This is a genomic window from Leucobacter sp. 7(1) (assembly GCF_900163635.1).
Lineage (GTDB): Bacteria > Actinomycetota > Actinomycetes > Actinomycetales > Microbacteriaceae > Leucobacter.
Map to the genome: position 1 here is coordinate 23738 of NZ_FUID01000063.1, position 15141 is coordinate 38878.

16 protein-coding genes and 1 tRNA gene are annotated in these 15141 nt (G+C 65.6%); 3 read left to right on the top strand and 14 right to left on the bottom strand.

Annotated elements, in window-relative coordinates; genetic code table 11:
* Positions 1 to 69: 69 nt before the first annotated feature.
* Positions 70 to 2694, bottom strand: a complete 2625-nt coding sequence (gene polA, locus FM113_RS11750; protein WP_176387200.1) for a DNA polymerase I — start codon at positions 2692 to 2694, stop codon at positions 70 to 72.
* A 125-nt stretch (positions 2695 to 2819) separates the two neighbouring features.
* Between polA and FM113_RS11755 the strand changes: the two genes are divergently transcribed.
* Positions 2820 to 3269, top strand: a complete 450-nt coding sequence (locus tag FM113_RS11755; protein ID WP_087014913.1) for a hotdog fold thioesterase — start codon at positions 2820 to 2822, stop codon at positions 3267 to 3269.
* A gap of 70 nt (positions 3270 to 3339) precedes the next feature.
* Here the strand turns inward: FM113_RS11755 and FM113_RS11760 are convergent, their stop codons facing one another.
* Positions 3340 to 3948, bottom strand: a complete 609-nt coding sequence (locus FM113_RS11760) for an ANTAR domain-containing response regulator (protein ID WP_087014914.1) — start codon at positions 3946 to 3948, stop codon at positions 3340 to 3342.
* A 171-nt stretch (positions 3949 to 4119) separates the two neighbouring features.
* On the opposite strand from FM113_RS11760, the gene FM113_RS11765 reads away from it, so the two are divergent.
* Positions 4120 to 4204 (top strand) — tRNA-Leu (locus FM113_RS11765).
* Between the two features lie 90 nt (positions 4205 to 4294).
* Here FM113_RS11765 and FM113_RS11770 read toward each other — a convergent pair.
* From FM113_RS11770 to FM113_RS11780, 3 genes are all read right to left on the bottom strand, one after another.
* The gene (locus FM113_RS11770) at positions 4295 to 4606 is read right to left on the bottom strand and encodes a hypothetical protein (RefSeq protein ID WP_087014916.1); all 312 of its coding nucleotides are present in this window, start codon (positions 4604 to 4606) and stop codon (positions 4295 to 4297) included.
* Positions 4607 to 4676: 70 nt separating this feature from the next.
* Positions 4677 to 4946 (bottom strand): hypothetical protein, encoded by a 270-nt coding sequence (locus FM113_RS11775; protein WP_087014919.1) that lies wholly within the window; start codon positions 4944 to 4946, stop codon positions 4677 to 4679.
* Positions 4939 to 5172, bottom strand: coding sequence for a hypothetical protein (locus FM113_RS11780; RefSeq protein ID WP_087014921.1), 234 nt, complete (start codon positions 5170 to 5172; stop codon positions 4939 to 4941). Before FM113_RS11780 ends, FM113_RS11775 begins: the two co-directional genes overlap by 8 nt.
* A 193-nt stretch (positions 5173 to 5365) precedes the next feature.
* On the opposite strand from FM113_RS11780, the gene FM113_RS11785 reads away from it, so the two are divergent.
* On the top strand, positions 5366 to 6478 hold the full coding sequence (locus FM113_RS11785; RefSeq protein WP_087014923.1) for an acyl-CoA desaturase: 1113 nt from the start codon (positions 5366 to 5368) through the stop codon (positions 6476 to 6478).
* Positions 6479 to 6559: 81 nt separating this feature from the next.
* Here FM113_RS11785 and FM113_RS11790 read toward each other — a convergent pair whose 3' ends face one another.
* The 9 genes from FM113_RS11790 to FM113_RS11830 form a co-directional block, all read right to left on the bottom strand.
* Entirely contained in the window at positions 6560 to 7117 is a 558-nt protein-coding gene (locus FM113_RS11790) for a hypothetical protein (RefSeq protein WP_087014925.1), read from the bottom strand.
* A gap of 155 nt (positions 7118 to 7272) precedes the next feature.
* On the bottom strand, positions 7273 to 8742 hold the full coding sequence (gene pyk / locus FM113_RS11795; protein WP_087014927.1) for a pyruvate kinase: 1470 nt from the start codon (positions 8740 to 8742) through the stop codon (positions 7273 to 7275).
* 16 nt (positions 8743 to 8758) lie between these two features.
* A complete protein-coding gene (gene lgt, locus FM113_RS11800; protein WP_087014929.1) occupies positions 8759 to 9742 on the bottom strand; it encodes a prolipoprotein diacylglyceryl transferase in 984 nt (327 codons plus the stop codon).
* A 79-nt stretch (positions 9743 to 9821) separates the two neighbouring features.
* Entirely contained in the window at positions 9822 to 10622 is an 801-nt protein-coding gene (gene trpA / locus FM113_RS11805; RefSeq protein ID WP_087014931.1) for a tryptophan synthase subunit alpha, read from the bottom strand.
* Positions 10619 to 11890, bottom strand: coding sequence for a tryptophan synthase subunit beta (trpB, locus tag FM113_RS11810; protein WP_087014933.1), 1272 nt, complete (start codon positions 11888 to 11890; stop codon positions 10619 to 10621). Before trpB ends, trpA begins: the two co-directional genes overlap by 4 nt.
* 14 nt (positions 11891 to 11904) lie before the next feature.
* Positions 11905 to 12675, bottom strand: a complete 771-nt coding sequence (gene trpC / locus FM113_RS11815; RefSeq protein ID WP_087014935.1) for an indole-3-glycerol phosphate synthase TrpC — start codon at positions 12673 to 12675, stop codon at positions 11905 to 11907.
* A gap of 1 nt (position 12676) precedes the next feature.
* Positions 12677 to 12910 (bottom strand): DUF6704 family protein, encoded by a 234-nt coding sequence (locus FM113_RS11820; protein WP_087014937.1) that lies wholly within the window; start codon positions 12908 to 12910, stop codon positions 12677 to 12679.
* A 34-nt stretch (positions 12911 to 12944) separates the two neighbouring features.
* On the bottom strand, positions 12945 to 13526 hold the full coding sequence (locus FM113_RS11825; RefSeq protein ID WP_087014939.1) for a Trp biosynthesis-associated membrane protein: 582 nt from the start codon (positions 13524 to 13526) through the stop codon (positions 12945 to 12947).
* Positions 13516 to 15099, bottom strand: a complete 1584-nt coding sequence (locus FM113_RS11830) for an anthranilate synthase component I (RefSeq protein WP_087014941.1) — start codon at positions 15097 to 15099, stop codon at positions 13516 to 13518. Before FM113_RS11830 ends, FM113_RS11825 begins: the two co-directional genes overlap by 11 nt.
* Positions 15100 to 15141: the final 42 nt, after the last annotated feature.

The window sequence follows — 15141 nt, forward strand, 5'->3', positions numbered from 1 at the left end:
CGAAGAACCGCGTGATTCCGGGACTCGACCGTTCGGCCAGTCGCGGAATCACGCGGTTCTTCGGCTCCACTAGTGGGCCGCGGCGTTCCAGTTCGTGCCGTGCCCCACCTGCACTTCGAGCGGCACGTCGAGCTCAGCGGCGCCGGCCATCTCCTCGCGCACGATGGCCTCGAGCTGATCCCACTCGCCGGCGGCCACCTCGAACATGAGCTCATCGTGGATCTGCAGCAGCATGCGCGAACGCAAATCGGCTGCACGCATCCGGCGCTCGACCCCGATCATGGCGATCTTGATGATGTCGGCTGCCGAGCCCTGGATCGGCGCATTCAGCGCCGCGCGTTCTGCGTTTTCGCGCAGGATCCGGTTGGGGCTCGCGAGATCCGGGAACGGCCGGCGGCGGCCAAAGATCGTCTCGGTGAACGTGTCCCGCTTCGCCTGATCCACCACGGAGCGCAGGTAGTCACGCACCCCGCCGAAGCGCTCGAAGTAATCCGTCATCAACTGCTTGGCCTCTGCGGCCGAGATGCCGAGCTGCTTCGAGAGACCGAACGCGGACAGGCCATAGGCCAGACCGTACGACATCGCCTTCACCTTTGCGCGCATCTCGTTCGTGACTTCCTCCGGCGGCACCCCGAAGATCCGTGAGCCCACGAAGCGGTGGAGGTCCTCCCCCGCGTTGAAGGCTTCGATGAGGCCTTCGTCACCCGAGAGGTGCGCCATGATCCGCATCTCGATCTGCGAGTAGTCGGCCGTCATCAGCGTCTCGAAATCGGCCGAGTGGATAAAGCCCTCACGGATCCGGCGGCCCTCTTCGGAACGTACAGGGATATTCTGCAGGTTCGGGTCCGTGGAGGCGAGACGCCCAGTGCTCGAGCCCGTCTGCACCAGGGTCGTGTGGATCCGACCGTCCGGCTGCACCGCCTTGATCAGCGTCTCGACCATCTGCCGCAGCTTGTTCGCGTCGCGATGCGCGAGCAGGGCACCCAAGAACGGGTGCGGGCTCTTCTGCTGCAGGTCGGCGAGCGCGGCGGCGTCGGTGGTGTAGCCGCTCTTCGTCTTACGCGTCTTCGGCATGTCCAGCTCTTCAAACAGCACAACCTGGAGCTGCTTCGGCGAAGACAAATTCACCTCGTGCCCGATTGCCGCGAAGGCTTCCTGCTCCAGGCTGGTGACGCGCTCGGTCAGCTCCGCGTGGTGAGCTTCAAAGAGCGGCAGATCAATCTCGACGCCGCGCTCCTCAAGGTCCGCGAGCACCGCGACAAGCGGCAACTCAATGTCGGCATAGATCTCGCCGGTGCGATCCGGGAAACGGCTCACCGCAGCCGTGTGTGCGCGCACCACATACCAAGCAAGAGCTGCAGCGTCCGCCGCGCTCCCCTCCTCCGGGACAAGCTGGTTCGGGTCACCTTCAGGAACCTGTTCGCCCAGGAACCGGAACACAGCCTCGGCGATCGATTTCTCGGGGGTTGCCGGGCGCAGCAGGTACGCGGCGAGCAACAGATCCCCCGTGATTCCTCCGATGCGCACCCCTGCCGCGTCAGCCGCGCGGATCTGGCGCTTCGCGTCGAAGAACACCTTCGGGGCGTCGGAGGCGAGCCACTCCTCAAACTGGGAGTAATCGCGCCCGCCCGGGATCCACTGGAAACGGACAGTTGACTCGGGGGTGGCCGCGCCAACCTCAAAGCCCGCGTCGCTGTGCTGGATCACGATTGCCGGAGTATCAGCCTTCGCAAGCCAGTCCCCCAGCTCCTCATCAATCAACAACTTGGCGGCGGGCCGCTCGGGTGCAAGCGGCGTCGCAGCGGACGTTGCGCCGCCCGTCGGCACTTCAGCGCCCGCGAGCTTGCCGACACGCTGCAGGAGTGTACGGAACTCGAGCTTCGCGAACATCTCCTGCACGGCAGCCATGTCGATCTCGCCGCGCTTGAGGTCGTCGAGCTCAACATCGAGTTCCACGTCGCGCACAAGCCGGTTGAGTCGCCGGTTGCGTTCTGCCAGATGGGCGTTCTCGCGCAGGCTCTCACCGACCTTGCCACCGATCTCGTCCTGACGGCGCAGGATCTCCTCGAGCGAGCCGAACTGGTTGATCCACTTCACCGCGGTCTTTTCGCCGACGCGCGGGATCCCCGGCAGATTGTCGCTCGTCTCCCCGACGAGCGCCGCAATCTCGGGGTACTGCTCGGGTCGCACCCCGTAGCGTTCCATGACCTTTTCTGCGTCATAGCGGGTGAGCTCACTCACGCCCTGCTTCGAAGGGTAGAGCAGCGTGACACGATCGTCGACGAGCTGAATAGTGTCGCGGTCGCCGCTCACCACAAGAACGCGGTAGCCCGCGTGCGCAGCGCGGGTCGAGAGCGTCGCAAGAATGTCATCCGCCTCGTAGCCTTCCTTCTCCAGGGTACGAATACCCATGGTGTGCAGTGCCTCCTGCAGTAGCGGAATCTGCCCCTTGAACTCCACGGGGGTCTCGCCCCGCGTGCCCTTGTATTCGGGGTACTCCTCCGTGCGGAAGGAGTGCCGCGAAATGTCGAACGCGACAACGAGTGCGTCCGGGGTTTCGTTGCTGAGGAGGTTGATCAGCATCGCGATGAAGCCGTGAATGGCGTTCGTGTGCTGCCCCGTCTGGGTCTGGAAACTGTCGACCGGGAGCGCGTAAAAGGCCCGGAAGGCCAGCGAGTGGCCGTCGATGATCATGAGGGTAGGCTGAGGCGTATTCGACACACGCCCAGCCTACAAGTCACCACCGACGTTCACACTGTCGAGTTTGTGCGGGCGCGTGCGACCCGACACTGTTTGACCCGGAAGGCCACCTCGCCACTATGACCCAACACGCCGCGCCCACCCCCGAATCGGTTGCCGTCCCCGCGGATCAGCTCGACTACTTGCGCGAGCGCGGCATCGGTGCCCTTGCCACCACAATGGGTGTCGAATTCACAGAGTTCACCGCCGAGCGAGCGGTCGCCGTCATGCCCGTGGAGGGAAACACGCAGCCGATCATGCTGATGCACGGCGGGGCCTACGTCGTGCTCGGCGAGACACTAGGTTCCATGCACGCGAACCTCGTTGCCCCCGAGGGGCACGTCGCTGTTGGTCTCGACATCAACGCGACGCACACGGGCTCGGCTCGCACCGGAAAGGTGACCGGCGTGTGCACGCCCATCAAGCTGGGCCGGAGCGTCGCCGTCCATGAGATCGTGATTACGAATGATCAGGGCCAGCGCTGCTCGACCGTGCGCATCACGAACTTCTACAAGCGGATCTCGGGCTAGCGTCCCGCGGCACGAACACGAAAACGCCCCGGATCCATAATGGATCCGGGGCGTTTTCTCGTGACCTGGCTTAGTCCTTCTTGGTACCGAGCTGGTCGATGATCGTCTTTGCCACGTCCTGCATGGTGAGGCGGCGATCCATCGACGCCTTCTGGATCCAGCGGAACGCATCGGGCTCGCTGAGGCCCATCTTGTCGTTCAGGATGCCCTTGGCGCGGTCCACGAGCTTTCGCGTCTCGAAGCGCTCGGCGAGGTCGGCAACCTCGTTCTCGAGCGTGACGATCTGCTGGAAGCGGGAGAGCGCGATCTCGATCGCGGGGAGCAGGTCGGCCGGGGTGAAGGGCTTCACCACGTATGCCAGGGCTCCAGCCTCGCTGGCGCGCTCCACGAGCTCGCGCTGGCTGAACGCCGTGAGCAGCACGACGGGGGCGAGCTGCTGCTTGTTGATGCGTTCGGCCGCGGAAATTCCGTCGAGCTGGGGCATCTTGACGTCCATAACGACGAGGTCGGGACGGAGCTCCTCGACAAGCTTGACCGCGGTCTCGCCATCGCCGGCCTCACCGACCACGTCAAAGCCGTTGTCGCGCAGCGTCTCGACAATGTCGAGGCGGATCAGGGACTCGTCTTCCGCAACGACAACGCGGCGCGGGGTGTTCGATGCAGTGCTTTGGTCATTCACCCCTTCAGCTTACGACATTCGGCACCACGTTTCCCTGAATTCATCGGCGGTTCTGCACAGCAAAGGCATCTGCGCGGGCGTGGCGGCGCGTTCGTGCACGCGGAGCCCCCAGGCTGCGCTAGGGTAGTTTCTGTCGCTCGGACGCCTCACGGCCCGGCGGCAGCACGGCTAGCCGGATTGGCGGAATTGGCAGACGCGGCGCACTCAAAATGCGTTGTCGAAAGACGTGCGGGTTCAAGTCCCGCATCCGGCACCAATAACGAAGGCCCCGACTCCCCTACGAAACACTGGGGAGTCGGGGCCTTCGTGCGTGTGGGCCAAGAGTTTCCAGCCTCACGTTTGGAGCTTAGATCTGGATCGCACCGACGAACACAAGCGCAAACAGGACAAGCCCGATACCGACCACGGCGCTGACCGCGCCGAGCAGCAGGCCCGTCACCGCGAGGCCCTTCGGCTGGTGTCGCTTGAGCGCGATACTGCCGGCCACAATACTCAGCACCCCCAGGGCGATGCTTGCGTAGCAGAGGTAGGCCCCAAACCAGGGGGTGAAAAACAACACAAGGAGCACGATGCTTGCGATACCCGAGGTCAGTGCAGATGTTGCGGCCCTCGTGTCGAACGCTTCGGCGCTGGCGTGAGTGCCCGGTTCTGTGGTCATGGATTCCCCCTCGAATACGCAACGGCTGCGTATTCAGACCATACACCAATATTGGTCACTGTCCACTGTTTTAGATGCGCGAACCGGAGGCGTCCTTCGCAGCCTGCTTTGCACGACGTTCAGCCCGCTTCGCTGCTCCGTAGCGCGCAAAGGTGTCACCCCACGTCTCGGCGGTCGAGTCCGGGCGTTCCCACACGACGATCAACCCCGTAGCGATCGGGCCAAAGAACAGGCTCACGACAAACCAGGCCAAGCGCGAGCGACCCTTCTGCTCGGCGAGCCCCGCGTTAATCAGAGCAAGAGTGAACCAGAAGGTACTCGCCGGAACCACATCATTCATGGGGCAACGATAACTCAGCCTCAGCCTCAGCCTCAGCCTCGTCCTCACCGCGCGGCATTCCACCGATGAACCCCACGACCGCACCAATCGCGATGCCGACTCCCATGCCCATGCCGACGAGCCCCAGTGCGATGCCAATCGCGGTCCCGATCCCGCCACCCAAAATAACGCCCCCGACCATCCAGGCAGTGCTTGCGGTGAGGAATCGGTTCTTCTGCGTGCTCATACGTCAAGGGTACGCCCGTCTCACCCAAGCGAGGACCGTGCGTGTCAGTTCACCTCACAGTCACCCTTGAATCCGGCTCCGCATACCCGACTTCGCATGTCCGCCTGGATAGGCTCGACCTAGCGATCGGCAACCGCCCTTGGCTGTGCTGCCGAGTTCGTCACGGACTCGCCAACAGAACGGTGGCCGTACGATGACGACGACCTCTTCCCCCGCGCTCTCCGGGCTCGGACCACTGCGACTGACGCGGGCAAAGACCGGAGATTTCCCTCCGGTTGCGAAGGCGTATCGGGAGGTGTCGCAGATCGCCAAGGAGTCCGGCCTGTTGCGCCGCGCACCGGGCTTCTACGCGCTCGTCGGTGTCGGGATCACGCTCGCGATGGGCGGCGTCGTCACGGGGTTCATCCTGCTAGGCGATAGCTGGTTCCAGCTCCTCATCGCGGGGGCACTGGCCATCGTCCTGACCCAGATCGGCTTCGTTGCACACGAGGCGGCACACCGGGTGATCCTCGCGACCGGGCCGGCAAACGATCGGCTGGCGCGTGGCCTGATGGGGTTCATCGGCATGAGCTATTCCTGGTGGGACTCGAAGCACTCCCGCCACCACCAGAACCCGAACCGCATTGGCAAGGATCCGGACATCGAGACGGACACGATTTCGTTTGTGGAGGAACGCGCTGCAGAGTCACGCGGCTTCATCCGCGCAATCACCAAGCGTCAGGGCTGGCTCTTCTTCCCGCTCCTCACGCTCGAGGGCCTCAATCTGCACCTGCACGGCATCAAGCACCTGTGCAGCCGCGAGCCAGTGAAGGGTCGCTGGATCGAACTCTCGCTCATCATCGGCCGTTTTGTACTTTTCCTCACCCCCGTGTTCGTGCTGCTGCCGCTGGGCAAGGCATTTGCCTTCCTCGGCGTCATGTTCGCGGTGTTTGGCGTGTACATGGGGGCCTCGTTCGCCCCGAACCACAAGGGCATGCCCGTCATTGCACACGATGCTCGCCTCGATTTCTTCACGAAGCAGGTCCGCACGTCCCGGAACATTCGCGGCGGCTGGTGGGCGACCTGGCTTATGGGCGGCCTGAACTATCAGATTGAGCATCACCTGTTCCCGAGCATGGCGCGCCCACACCTCGCGCAGGCTAGCCAGATCGTGAAAGAGCACTGCCGCACCCTGAATGTCCCCTACGCGGAGACCTCGCTGCTGCAGTCCTATGGCATCGTGATTCAGTACCTCAACCGCGTGGGACTCGCGGCGCGGGACCCCTTCGATTGCCCGATCGCAGCGCAGCACGGGCGGGCACGCTAGCCGGCCGACATCTCGACACACGCAGAACGGCTCGATTCCCCGTGGGGAACCGAGCCGTTCTGCGTGTACGGGCTCAGCGGACTACGGCGTATTCGCAGCCCGAATCGCCTCGATCGCGGGCGTTGCGAATTCCCCGCCCGCGGTTCCCACCTCGGCCACCCAGAGGTCGCCGATGAAGCTGTTCCGCTGCACCACGGTGGCAATCCCGCCGGGCGTCACCAGCGTGTACCGCGCGACGTCGCCGACAGTGTCCTGCGCAAAGTCCGACGCATCGAGCGCGGCACGGAACTCGGTCCGGGCCGTTTCAGGGAGCACACCAATCAGCAGCGTCGTACTCGCTGAGCTACTGGGAATCCCCCAGCTGCAGCGCATCAGCGGATCCGCCAGCCCGAGCGCGGTGAGCGTCGCGGGCCCGAAGATCATGTCTTTCGCCTGCTGCGCGAGCATCGCCGTCACATCGTCATCGAACAGCGTGAAGCTTTCCTGCCCGCTCAGTTCCCGCGCCTGCTCAGCCGACACCAAGTCAGCGCACGCGGGGAACGTGATGGGGGCAGCAAATGGATCTGCGACTGCGGTCGTCGGAGGCGTGGTCGTCGGTGCCACAGTGCTCGGAGCGCTCGTGGTGGGCTTCGGCGTCACCGCCTCCTCCCCCGGCTCCGGCGCACACGCAGTGACGCCGAGTAACGCCGAAGCGAGGACTGTGGCGGCTCCAACGCGCCCGAGCGAGTTCCCGAGGCGGTGAGCCCGCCAAGCCGGGGTCGGTCGCCCGACCCCGGCTGCAGCACGCCCGAACACTACGCGCCTTCGCCCTGAAGGGTGTGCTTGCGCGGCCCCGCCTCGGGCAACTGCCCGCTTGTCTCCCCCATGCGGTGGATCCGAAGCGTGTTTGTGGTGCCGACAATCCCGGGAGGGGATCCGGCGATGATGACAACCTTCTCGCCGATCTTCGCGCGCGACTTTTCGAGCAGGAGCTCGTCAGCCTGCGCGAACATCTCATCCGTGCTGTCGACGCGTGGCACCTCGTAGCTGCGAGCACCCCAGGTGAGCTCCATGCGCCGACGCGTGCCGGGATCGGGAGTGAAGCCGAGGATCGGGATCGGCCGGCGTAGGCGCGACATGCGTCGCACGGTATCGCCGGACTCCGTGAACACGCAGATATAGCGAGCACCGATGAAGTCGGCAACCTCGGAGGCGGCGAGGGTCAGCGCGCCGCCCTGGCTGCGGGGTTCAGCGCCCAGCGGCTCGATTCGATCGAGCGCGTGTTCTTCGGTGGCCTCAATGATGCGGGCCATGGTTGCCACCGCCTCGACGGGATACGCACCCACGCTTGTCTCGCCGGAAAGCATCACCGCATCGGCACCGTCGAGCACCGCGTTGGCGCAGTCGGAGGCCTCTGCACGGGTGGGGCGCGGGTTCTCGATCATCGATTCGAGCACCTGCGTGGCCACGATGACGGGCTTCGCGTTGCGCCGCGCAAGCGCGACCGCCTCGGCCTGCACCACGGGGACACGCTCGAGCGGCATCTCGACGCCCAGGTCTCCACGGGCCACCATGATGCCGTCGAACGCCGCGACGATCTCTTCGAGGTTCTCAACAGCCTGCGGCTTCTCGATCTTCGCGATCACCGGGAGCCGCGTGCCCTCCTCGTCCATGATTTCGTGGACGCGGGTGATGTCTGCAGCGTCACGCACGAAGGAGAGGGCAATGTAGTCGGCACCGAGCGCAAGCGCCCAGCGGAGATCCTGCTCGTCCTTCTCGGACAGCGCCGGAACGTTGACCGCGACGCCGGGCAGGTTGATTCCCTTGTTGTTCGACACGGCGCCGGGGATCTCAACCGTGGTATACACGGTATCCTCGGTCACCCGCACTGCGCGCAGACCCACCTTGCCGTCGTCCACGAGGAGCGGGTCCCCGGGCTTCACGTCGCCGGGAAGGCCCTTGTGCGTCGTGCCCGCCAGTTCGCGGGTACCCACGACGTCACGCGTCGTGATCGCGAATTCGTCGCCCACTTCAAGCTGGTACGGACCGCCCTCGAACTTCCCCAGCCGGATCTTCGGTCCCTGCAGGTCCGCGAGCACCGCGATCGGGCGTCCGACCTCGATCTCAGCGCGCCGAATGTTCCGGTAGATTCCCTCGTGCACGTTGTAGGTTCCGTGCGACATGTTGAGCCGGGCGACATTGACACCGGCCCGAATCAGTTCGAGCGTGTGGTCGTAGCTGGAGACCGCGGGGCCCCATGTGGCAACGATCTTGGCGTGGCGCATCTACACTCCTTGTTGGTTATTCGGACTTCGAAGGCACTGCGGCGCTCGCGGGGGCGGCGGACTCGGCGGCAATTGCCCCGGCCGGCGTGTCCCCGTGATCGAGCACGTGGTAAAACTCCTCAGGATTTGCGGTGTCACTCAGGACCGAGTCGAGCGGGTTGCTCCGGCCCGGCAGGTACACCGAGGTCTCAATGCCGACGTGGCGACGACGCTGCACGATGTAGACAACGATGCCGACAACAATTGCGAGCAGCGCGGCGAGCACGTTCGTACGGATGCCCAGGAAGAGCAGGCTCGGATCAACGCGGAGCGACTCGGTAAAGGCGCGGCCGATGCCGTACCAGACGAGGTACATCGCGAAGAACATGCCCCAGCGCGGGCGCCACTTGCGCTCGATCGCGAGCAGGACGATGATGCCAAGGATGTTCCACAGCGCCTCGTAGAGGAAGGTCGGGTGGAACAGGGTGCCCTCGGGCAGGCCAATCGGGAAAGCGGCGTTGCTGGATTCGATCTCGAGGCCCCAGGGCAGGGTCGTCGGCCCGCCGAAGAGCTCATGGTTGAACCAGTTGCCGAGGCGACCCACCGCCTGCGCGAGCAGGAGGCCCGGGACAAGCGCGTCCGCGAATGACCAGAACCGGATCCCGGAGATCTTCGAGGCAATGAGCACACCAATGCCGCCGCCGATCAGGGCGCCGAAGATAGCGATGCCGCCGTTCCAGAATGCGAGGATCTCGAGCGGGTTTTTGCCGGCGCCAAAGTAGTCGCCCCAGTGTGTGACAACGTGGTACAGGCGAGCCCCGACGATACCGAGCACCAGCGACCACACGAGGAAGTCGAACACCGCGCCGCGTTCGCCGCCGCGCTCGCCGATCCGGCGCGCGGTCCAGATCGCGGCGAGCACGATCCCCACAATGATGCAGAGCGCGTAGAAATAGATCCGCAACGGACCGATCTGAAGGAACTGCATCTCAGGGCTCGGGATGCTCAGTGGGAGAATCATTCACTCCTCTTTCGCCTGCGGCAGCGCCGCGGGAAGCTACGGGTGGTGCCGCGCCGGAGGCGCGGCCGTCAAGGTCATTCTAGCGGGCAGCGGTTCCCGCGGCGATCTGGCGCACGGTTTCCGCGAGCTGCGGAACTCCACCGTCGCGGAGCGCACGCACAAACGCGGTGCCGACGATCGCGCCATCGGCGTAGTCGAGCGCGGCAGCAACCTGCTCCGCGGTCGAGATCCCAATGCCAACACAGGCGAGTTCGGCTCCCTGCGCGCGAAGCCGCGCGGTCAGGCCACGAGCCGCAGCATCGAGCTCAGCGCGTTCGCCCGTGATCCCCATTGTGGAGACTGTGTACACGAAGCCAGTTGTCGAGGCGGCCACCAGCGCGAGGCGCTCATCGCTCGAGCTTGGAGCGGCGAGAAACACGCGGTCGAGACCGTGCCGATCGCTCGTCTCGATCCAGTCGGCTGCAGCCTCCGGCGTGATGTCCGGCGTGATGAGCCCGGCACCGCCGGCAGCGGCGAGATCCGCCGCGAAGCGGTCCACACCGTACTGCATGACGGGGTTCCAGTAGGTCATGATGAGCACCGGAACATCGACAGCGTCGCGCACCCGGCGGACTGCGTCAAACACGTGTGCGAGTCGGAACCCACCAGCCAGCGCGGTCTGCGTGGCTTCCTGGATGATTGCACCGTCCATCACAGGATCGGAGTAGGGAACGCCGAACTCGAGTACGTCGACGCCGGCGTGCACCATCGCGATGGCGGCCTCGACGCTTGTGTCCAGATCGGGGAACCCGACGGGCAGGTAGCCGATCAGCGCACCGCGCCGCTCCGCATTCGCCGCACGAATCGTCTCCGCGACGCGAGACTGGGTGGTGACGCTCATTCCTGGATCTCCGCCTCGTTGTCGAACAGGCCGAAGTAGCGGCCCGCCGTAGCCATGTCCTTGTCGCCGCGCCCAGAAAGGCTGACGGCAATCACCGCGTCGGGCCCGAGCTCTCGGCCGAGGCGCAGTGCGCCCGCGAGTGCGTGGGCCGACTCGATCGCGGGAATAATGCCCTCGGTGCGACTGAGCAAGCGCAGCGCCTGCATGGCCTCGTCGTCGGTGGCGGGAATGTACTCCGCGCGGCCGATGTCCGCGAGCCAGGCATGCTCAGGTCCGACGCCCGGATAATCGAGCCCGGCCGAGATCGAATGCGACTCGATCGTCTGACCGTCATCGTCTTGCAGCACAAACGTGCGCGCACCGTGCAGGATCCCGGGGCGTCCCCGTTCGATCGATGCTGCGTGCCGGGGGGTGTCGACGCCGTCGCCCGCGGCCTCAACGCCGTAAATCCGGACGTCAGCATCGTCGAGGAACGCGTCGAACATGCCGATCGCGTTCGATCCCCCGCCCACACAGGCCACGACCGCGTCGGGCAGTCGCCCCACACGCTCGAGGAGCTGCGCGCGCGCCTCCTCCGAGATGATCTTCTGGAAGTCGCGCACCATCGCGGGGAACGGGTGCGGGCCAGCGGCCGTGCCGAAGATGTAGTTTGTGTGATCCACGGTTGCGACCCAGTCACGGTAGGCCTCGTTGATCGCATCCTTCAGCGTTCGGGAACCGGTGCGCACCGGGATCACTTCCGCACCCAAAAGGCGCATGCGTGCAACATTGAGCGCCTGGCGCTCGGTGTCGACCTCGCCCATGTAGATTGTGCATTCCAGCCCGAAGAGTGCTGCGGCGGTCGCGGTCGCAACACCGTGCTGCCCCGCGCCGGTCTCGGCGATGACCCGGCGCTTGCCGAGTCGCTGCGTCAGCAGCGCCTGGCCGAGCACGTTATTGATCTTGTGGGAGCCCGTATGGTTCAGGTCTTCCCGCTTCAAGAAGATCCGTGCGCCGCCCGCGTGCGCGGCAAACCGCGGCACCTCAGTGATCGGCGACGGCCTGCCCGCATACGATTCGAGGAGCTCGACGAGTTCGGCGCGGAACACGGGATCCGCCTGCGCCGCCTCGTAGGCGACAGTCAGTTCATCGATGGCGGCGATCAGGGATTCCGGCATGAACCGGCCACCGAAGTCGCCGAAGAAGGGGCCGTGCTGATCGCGCAGGGACGTGACGTGCCCGCCCGAGGCCTCAGCGGGCGTCGATGCGGGCTCGGGCAGGTGTGTCATGGAGTTCCTCAGGGTCAGACGCTGAGATACGACTGCAGCGTCGCGACGGGGTCGCTGGTGACGAGCGCTTCACCCACAAGCACGGCATCGGCACCGGCCTCGCGGTAGTGCTGCACGTCAGCGACGCCCAGCACCGCAGACTCGGCCACACGGACCACGCCAGCGGGGATCTGATCGGCCACACGGCCGAACAAATCACGATCAAGTTCAAAAGTCCGCAGATCACGCGCGTTCACACCGATCAGCTGCGAGCCCAGATCAACTGCGCGCGTCACCTCATCGGCGGAGTGTGCCTCAACGAGCGGCGTCATGCCGAGTTCGCGCACCATCGTGTACAGGGCCGCAAGCCGATCCTGCGGCAACGCAGCAACGATGAGCAGCACAAGATCAGCGCCCGCGGCACGTGCCTCGAGGACCTGGTACTCGTCCCCGATGAACTCCTTGCGGAGCACCGGGATACTCACGGCCTTACGGACCGCGTCCAGGTCAGCGAGCGAGCCCTTGAACTTCCGTTCCTCGGTGAGCACGCTCACCACGCTTGCGCCGCCCGCCTCGTACTGAGCGGCGAGCGTCTGGGGCTCAGGGATCTCGGCGAGGTGGCCGCGCGAGGGGCTCGCGCGCTTCACCTCAGCGATGACCTTCATGTGGTCAGCGGGGGCGAGCGCCGCGAGCGCGTCAAGGGCGGGGGGACGCCGAAGAGCTTCGGCCTCCACCTGAGCGGTAGGCCGAAGCTCCTGGCGAGCCTGCGCGTCCTCGAGGGAACCCGCGAGCAGTTGCTCGAGCACTCTACTCGTGCGGCTTGGGTGTGAACTTGGGCCCGTTGACGCCGTAACCGGCCTTCGCAAGGACCCAGCCCAACACTGCGCCCACGAGGACGATGCCGGCGCACACCCACACCATGGTGGCGTTGTGCAGGAAGAAGAAGACGGTGCCGGCGGCAACGCCAAGCAGCATCACTACGACCGCCGTCCATGCGGCTGGCGAATCACCGTGACCGGGGTCTCCGTGCTGGGTACTCATGAATCTCCTCTGAACGGGGTTGTACAGGTCAAGCCTAGCGGATTTCTGCGGTCGGGTCGTCGCCGTCGCTCAGCGCGTCCCAGTCCGAGATCCGATCGGTTCCGCCGTCGGCGCGTTTGCTCGCTGCACCGCCGGTGTCATACTTCCGACCGCCGGTCACCCAGCGACCCCCGAAGACCACGACAAGAAGACCGATTACCGCGGCGGCGACACCAGCGAAGACGCTGACCCACGCCCACGTCGAGAGCTGACTCCACACCACGGCATTTGTCGCAGCACCCCCGGTGATTCCGGTGAGCTCAGTGATCTTGCCAGTCACGGCGGCGAGCGGGTTCGCAATCACCCCCGCAGTGAGTGCAACAAGCCCGGCCCCGAGAAGGACAACGAGGCCACCGAGCACCCGCCGGAACACCGGACCCGCGATTGTCAACGCCAGCGCCGCTGCGACCAGTGCGATTGCAACCGGGGACAGGGCGGGGTTGACCTCGTGCCCGGTGACCGGAACAAGCTCGTGGGTCCCGTCCAACATAAACGACACCCAGGGCTGGGCGCCGGCCATCAGGCCCACACCGCCGGCCACCGCGATACCTCCGAGCGACAGCAACTTAGCGCGCATCGTGCGCCCCCTTCAGATCATGCAGCGTGTTCGCGATGGCAATGGCGCGCAGTGGAGCGGCGGCCTTACTGCGGCACTCCGCGTCCTCGGACTCGGGCACCGAGTCCGCAACAATTCCCGCACCGGCCTGCACCATCGCCACGCCATCTTTGATCGTGGCGGTACGGATCGCAATTGCGAGATCCGCGGCACCCCCGAGGCCGAAGTAGCCGACCACGCCACCGTACACACCGCGACGGACGGGCTCCAGGGCGTCAATAATCTCGAGTGCACGCGGCTTCGGAGCACCCGAGAGCGTTCCGGCAGGGAACGTGGCACGGAACACATCAATCGGGCTCTGATCCGGCCGCGACTGGCCCTCAACTGTTGACACGATATGCATGATGTGGCTGTAGCGTTCCACGCGCATGAACTCGGTGACTTCCACGGAGGACGGCTCGCAGGCGCGCAGCAGATCATTCCGGGCGAGATCCACAAGCATCAGATGCTCAGCGCGTTCCTTTTCGTCCGCGAGCAGTTCGCGCTCATGCAGCTGGTCTTCTTCAACCGTCGCGCCGCGGGGCCGGGAACCCGCGATCGGGTGGGTGCGCACGTGGCCGTCCTCCTGGACGGTGACGAGCGCTTCGGGACTCGATCCGACAACGGCGAACGGCTGGCCGTCAGCGTCCTCGAGCTGCAGCAGGTACAAATACGGGCTCGGGTTCAGGTGGCGCAGCACACGGTATACATCGAGCGGCGCCGCGCTGCACTCCTGGTCGAAGCGCTGTGAGGGCACAACCTGGAACACATCACCGTCCACGATGTGGCGCTTCGCGACATCGACCGCGGCCATAAACTCTGGCGTCGTGGTGAGGCGGGCCGGATCCGGCATCGCGTCGCGGTCGAGCACACCCAGCGGCGAGGCAATCGGGGCCGCAAGTGCGGCCTGGAGCGCGTCAAGCCGGGCCTGCGCGTCAGCCCACTGGGCGTCGGCAGTCGTCGCGGCATGATCCGGCGCTCCATCCGCGTGCGCGGCGTCATTGAGCACGTTGGCGAGCAGCACCACGCTGCCCTCACGGTGATCAATCACCACGAGCTCAGACACAAAACTGAGACCCTGCGTCGGCAGCCCAGGACCGTGTGTCGGGCCGTGCTCGAGGCGCTCGAACTCCCGGACCGTGTCCCAGCCGAGGTACCCGACGAAGCCGCTCGCGAGGGGCGGCAGACCGGCCACCTGCGGGGCGCGCCAGCGCTCGTACACAGCCTGCAGTGCGGCAACGGGTGCGAGATGCCCCAGGCCGCCTGGGAGCAGGCGCTCCTCGGAGACCTCCGCAGCGGAACCGGGGACCCAGTGGGCACGGCCATCGCGCTCGCTCAGCACGCCGAAGCTGCCGGCCCCCACGAAGCTGAAGCGCGTCCACACGCCGCCCTGCTCCGCGGATTCCAGCAAGAAGGTGCCGGCGCGCGATCCGGCGACCTTTCGGTAGATGCTGACCGGAGTATCCGCGTCAGCGAACACCTCGCGGCAGACGGGGATCACAGCGTGGGTGGTGCGCGCGGCGTCAAACGCTGCGCGAGTGGTCGTCAGGGTCACCGTCTCAGCCTATCGGGCGAGGCGGGCCCTAACGCACCCGAG

What these genes read in the sequence shown, in the direction of transcription:
- trpA (WP_087014931.1), bottom strand. Translation starts at nt 10,622, where the DNA reads ATGAGCGTCACCACCCAGTCTCGCGTCGCGGAGACGATTCGTGCGGCG.
- lgt (WP_087014929.1), bottom strand. Translation starts at nt 9,742, where the DNA reads ATGATTCTCCCACTGAGCATCCCGAGCCCTGAGATGCAGTTCCTTCAG.
- FM113_RS11825 (WP_087014939.1), bottom strand. Translation starts at nt 13,526, where the DNA reads ATGCGCGCTAAGTTGCTGTCGCTCGGAGGTATCGCGGTGGCCGGCGGT.
- FM113_RS11820 (WP_087014937.1), bottom strand. Translation starts at nt 12,910, where the DNA reads ATGAGTACCCAGCACGGAGACCCCGGTCACGGTGATTCGCCAGCCGCA.
- FM113_RS11775 (WP_087014919.1), bottom strand. Translation starts at nt 4,946, where the DNA reads ATGAATGATGTGGTTCCGGCGAGTACCTTCTGGTTCACTCTTGCTCTG.
- FM113_RS11780 (WP_087014921.1), bottom strand. Translation starts at nt 5,172, where the DNA reads ATGAGCACGCAGAAGAACCGATTCCTCACCGCAAGCACTGCCTGGATG.
- FM113_RS11770 (WP_087014916.1), bottom strand. Translation starts at nt 4,606, where the DNA reads ATGACCACAGAACCGGGCACTCACGCCAGCGCCGAAGCGTTCGACACG.
- pyk (WP_087014927.1), bottom strand. Translation starts at nt 8,742, where the DNA reads ATGCGCCACGCCAAGATCGTTGCCACATGGGGCCCCGCGGTCTCCAGC.
- FM113_RS11755 (WP_087014913.1), top strand. Translation starts at nt 2,820, where the DNA reads ATGACCCAACACGCCGCGCCCACCCCCGAATCGGTTGCCGTCCCCGCG.
- polA (WP_176387200.1), bottom strand. Translation starts at nt 2,694, where the DNA reads ATGATCATCGACGGCCACTCGCTGGCCTTCCGGGCCTTTTACGCGCTC.
- trpB (WP_087014933.1), bottom strand. Translation starts at nt 11,890, where the DNA reads ATGACACACCTGCCCGAGCCCGCATCGACGCCCGCTGAGGCCTCGGGC.
- FM113_RS11785 (WP_087014923.1), top strand. Translation starts at nt 5,366, where the DNA reads ATGACGACGACCTCTTCCCCCGCGCTCTCCGGGCTCGGACCACTGCGA.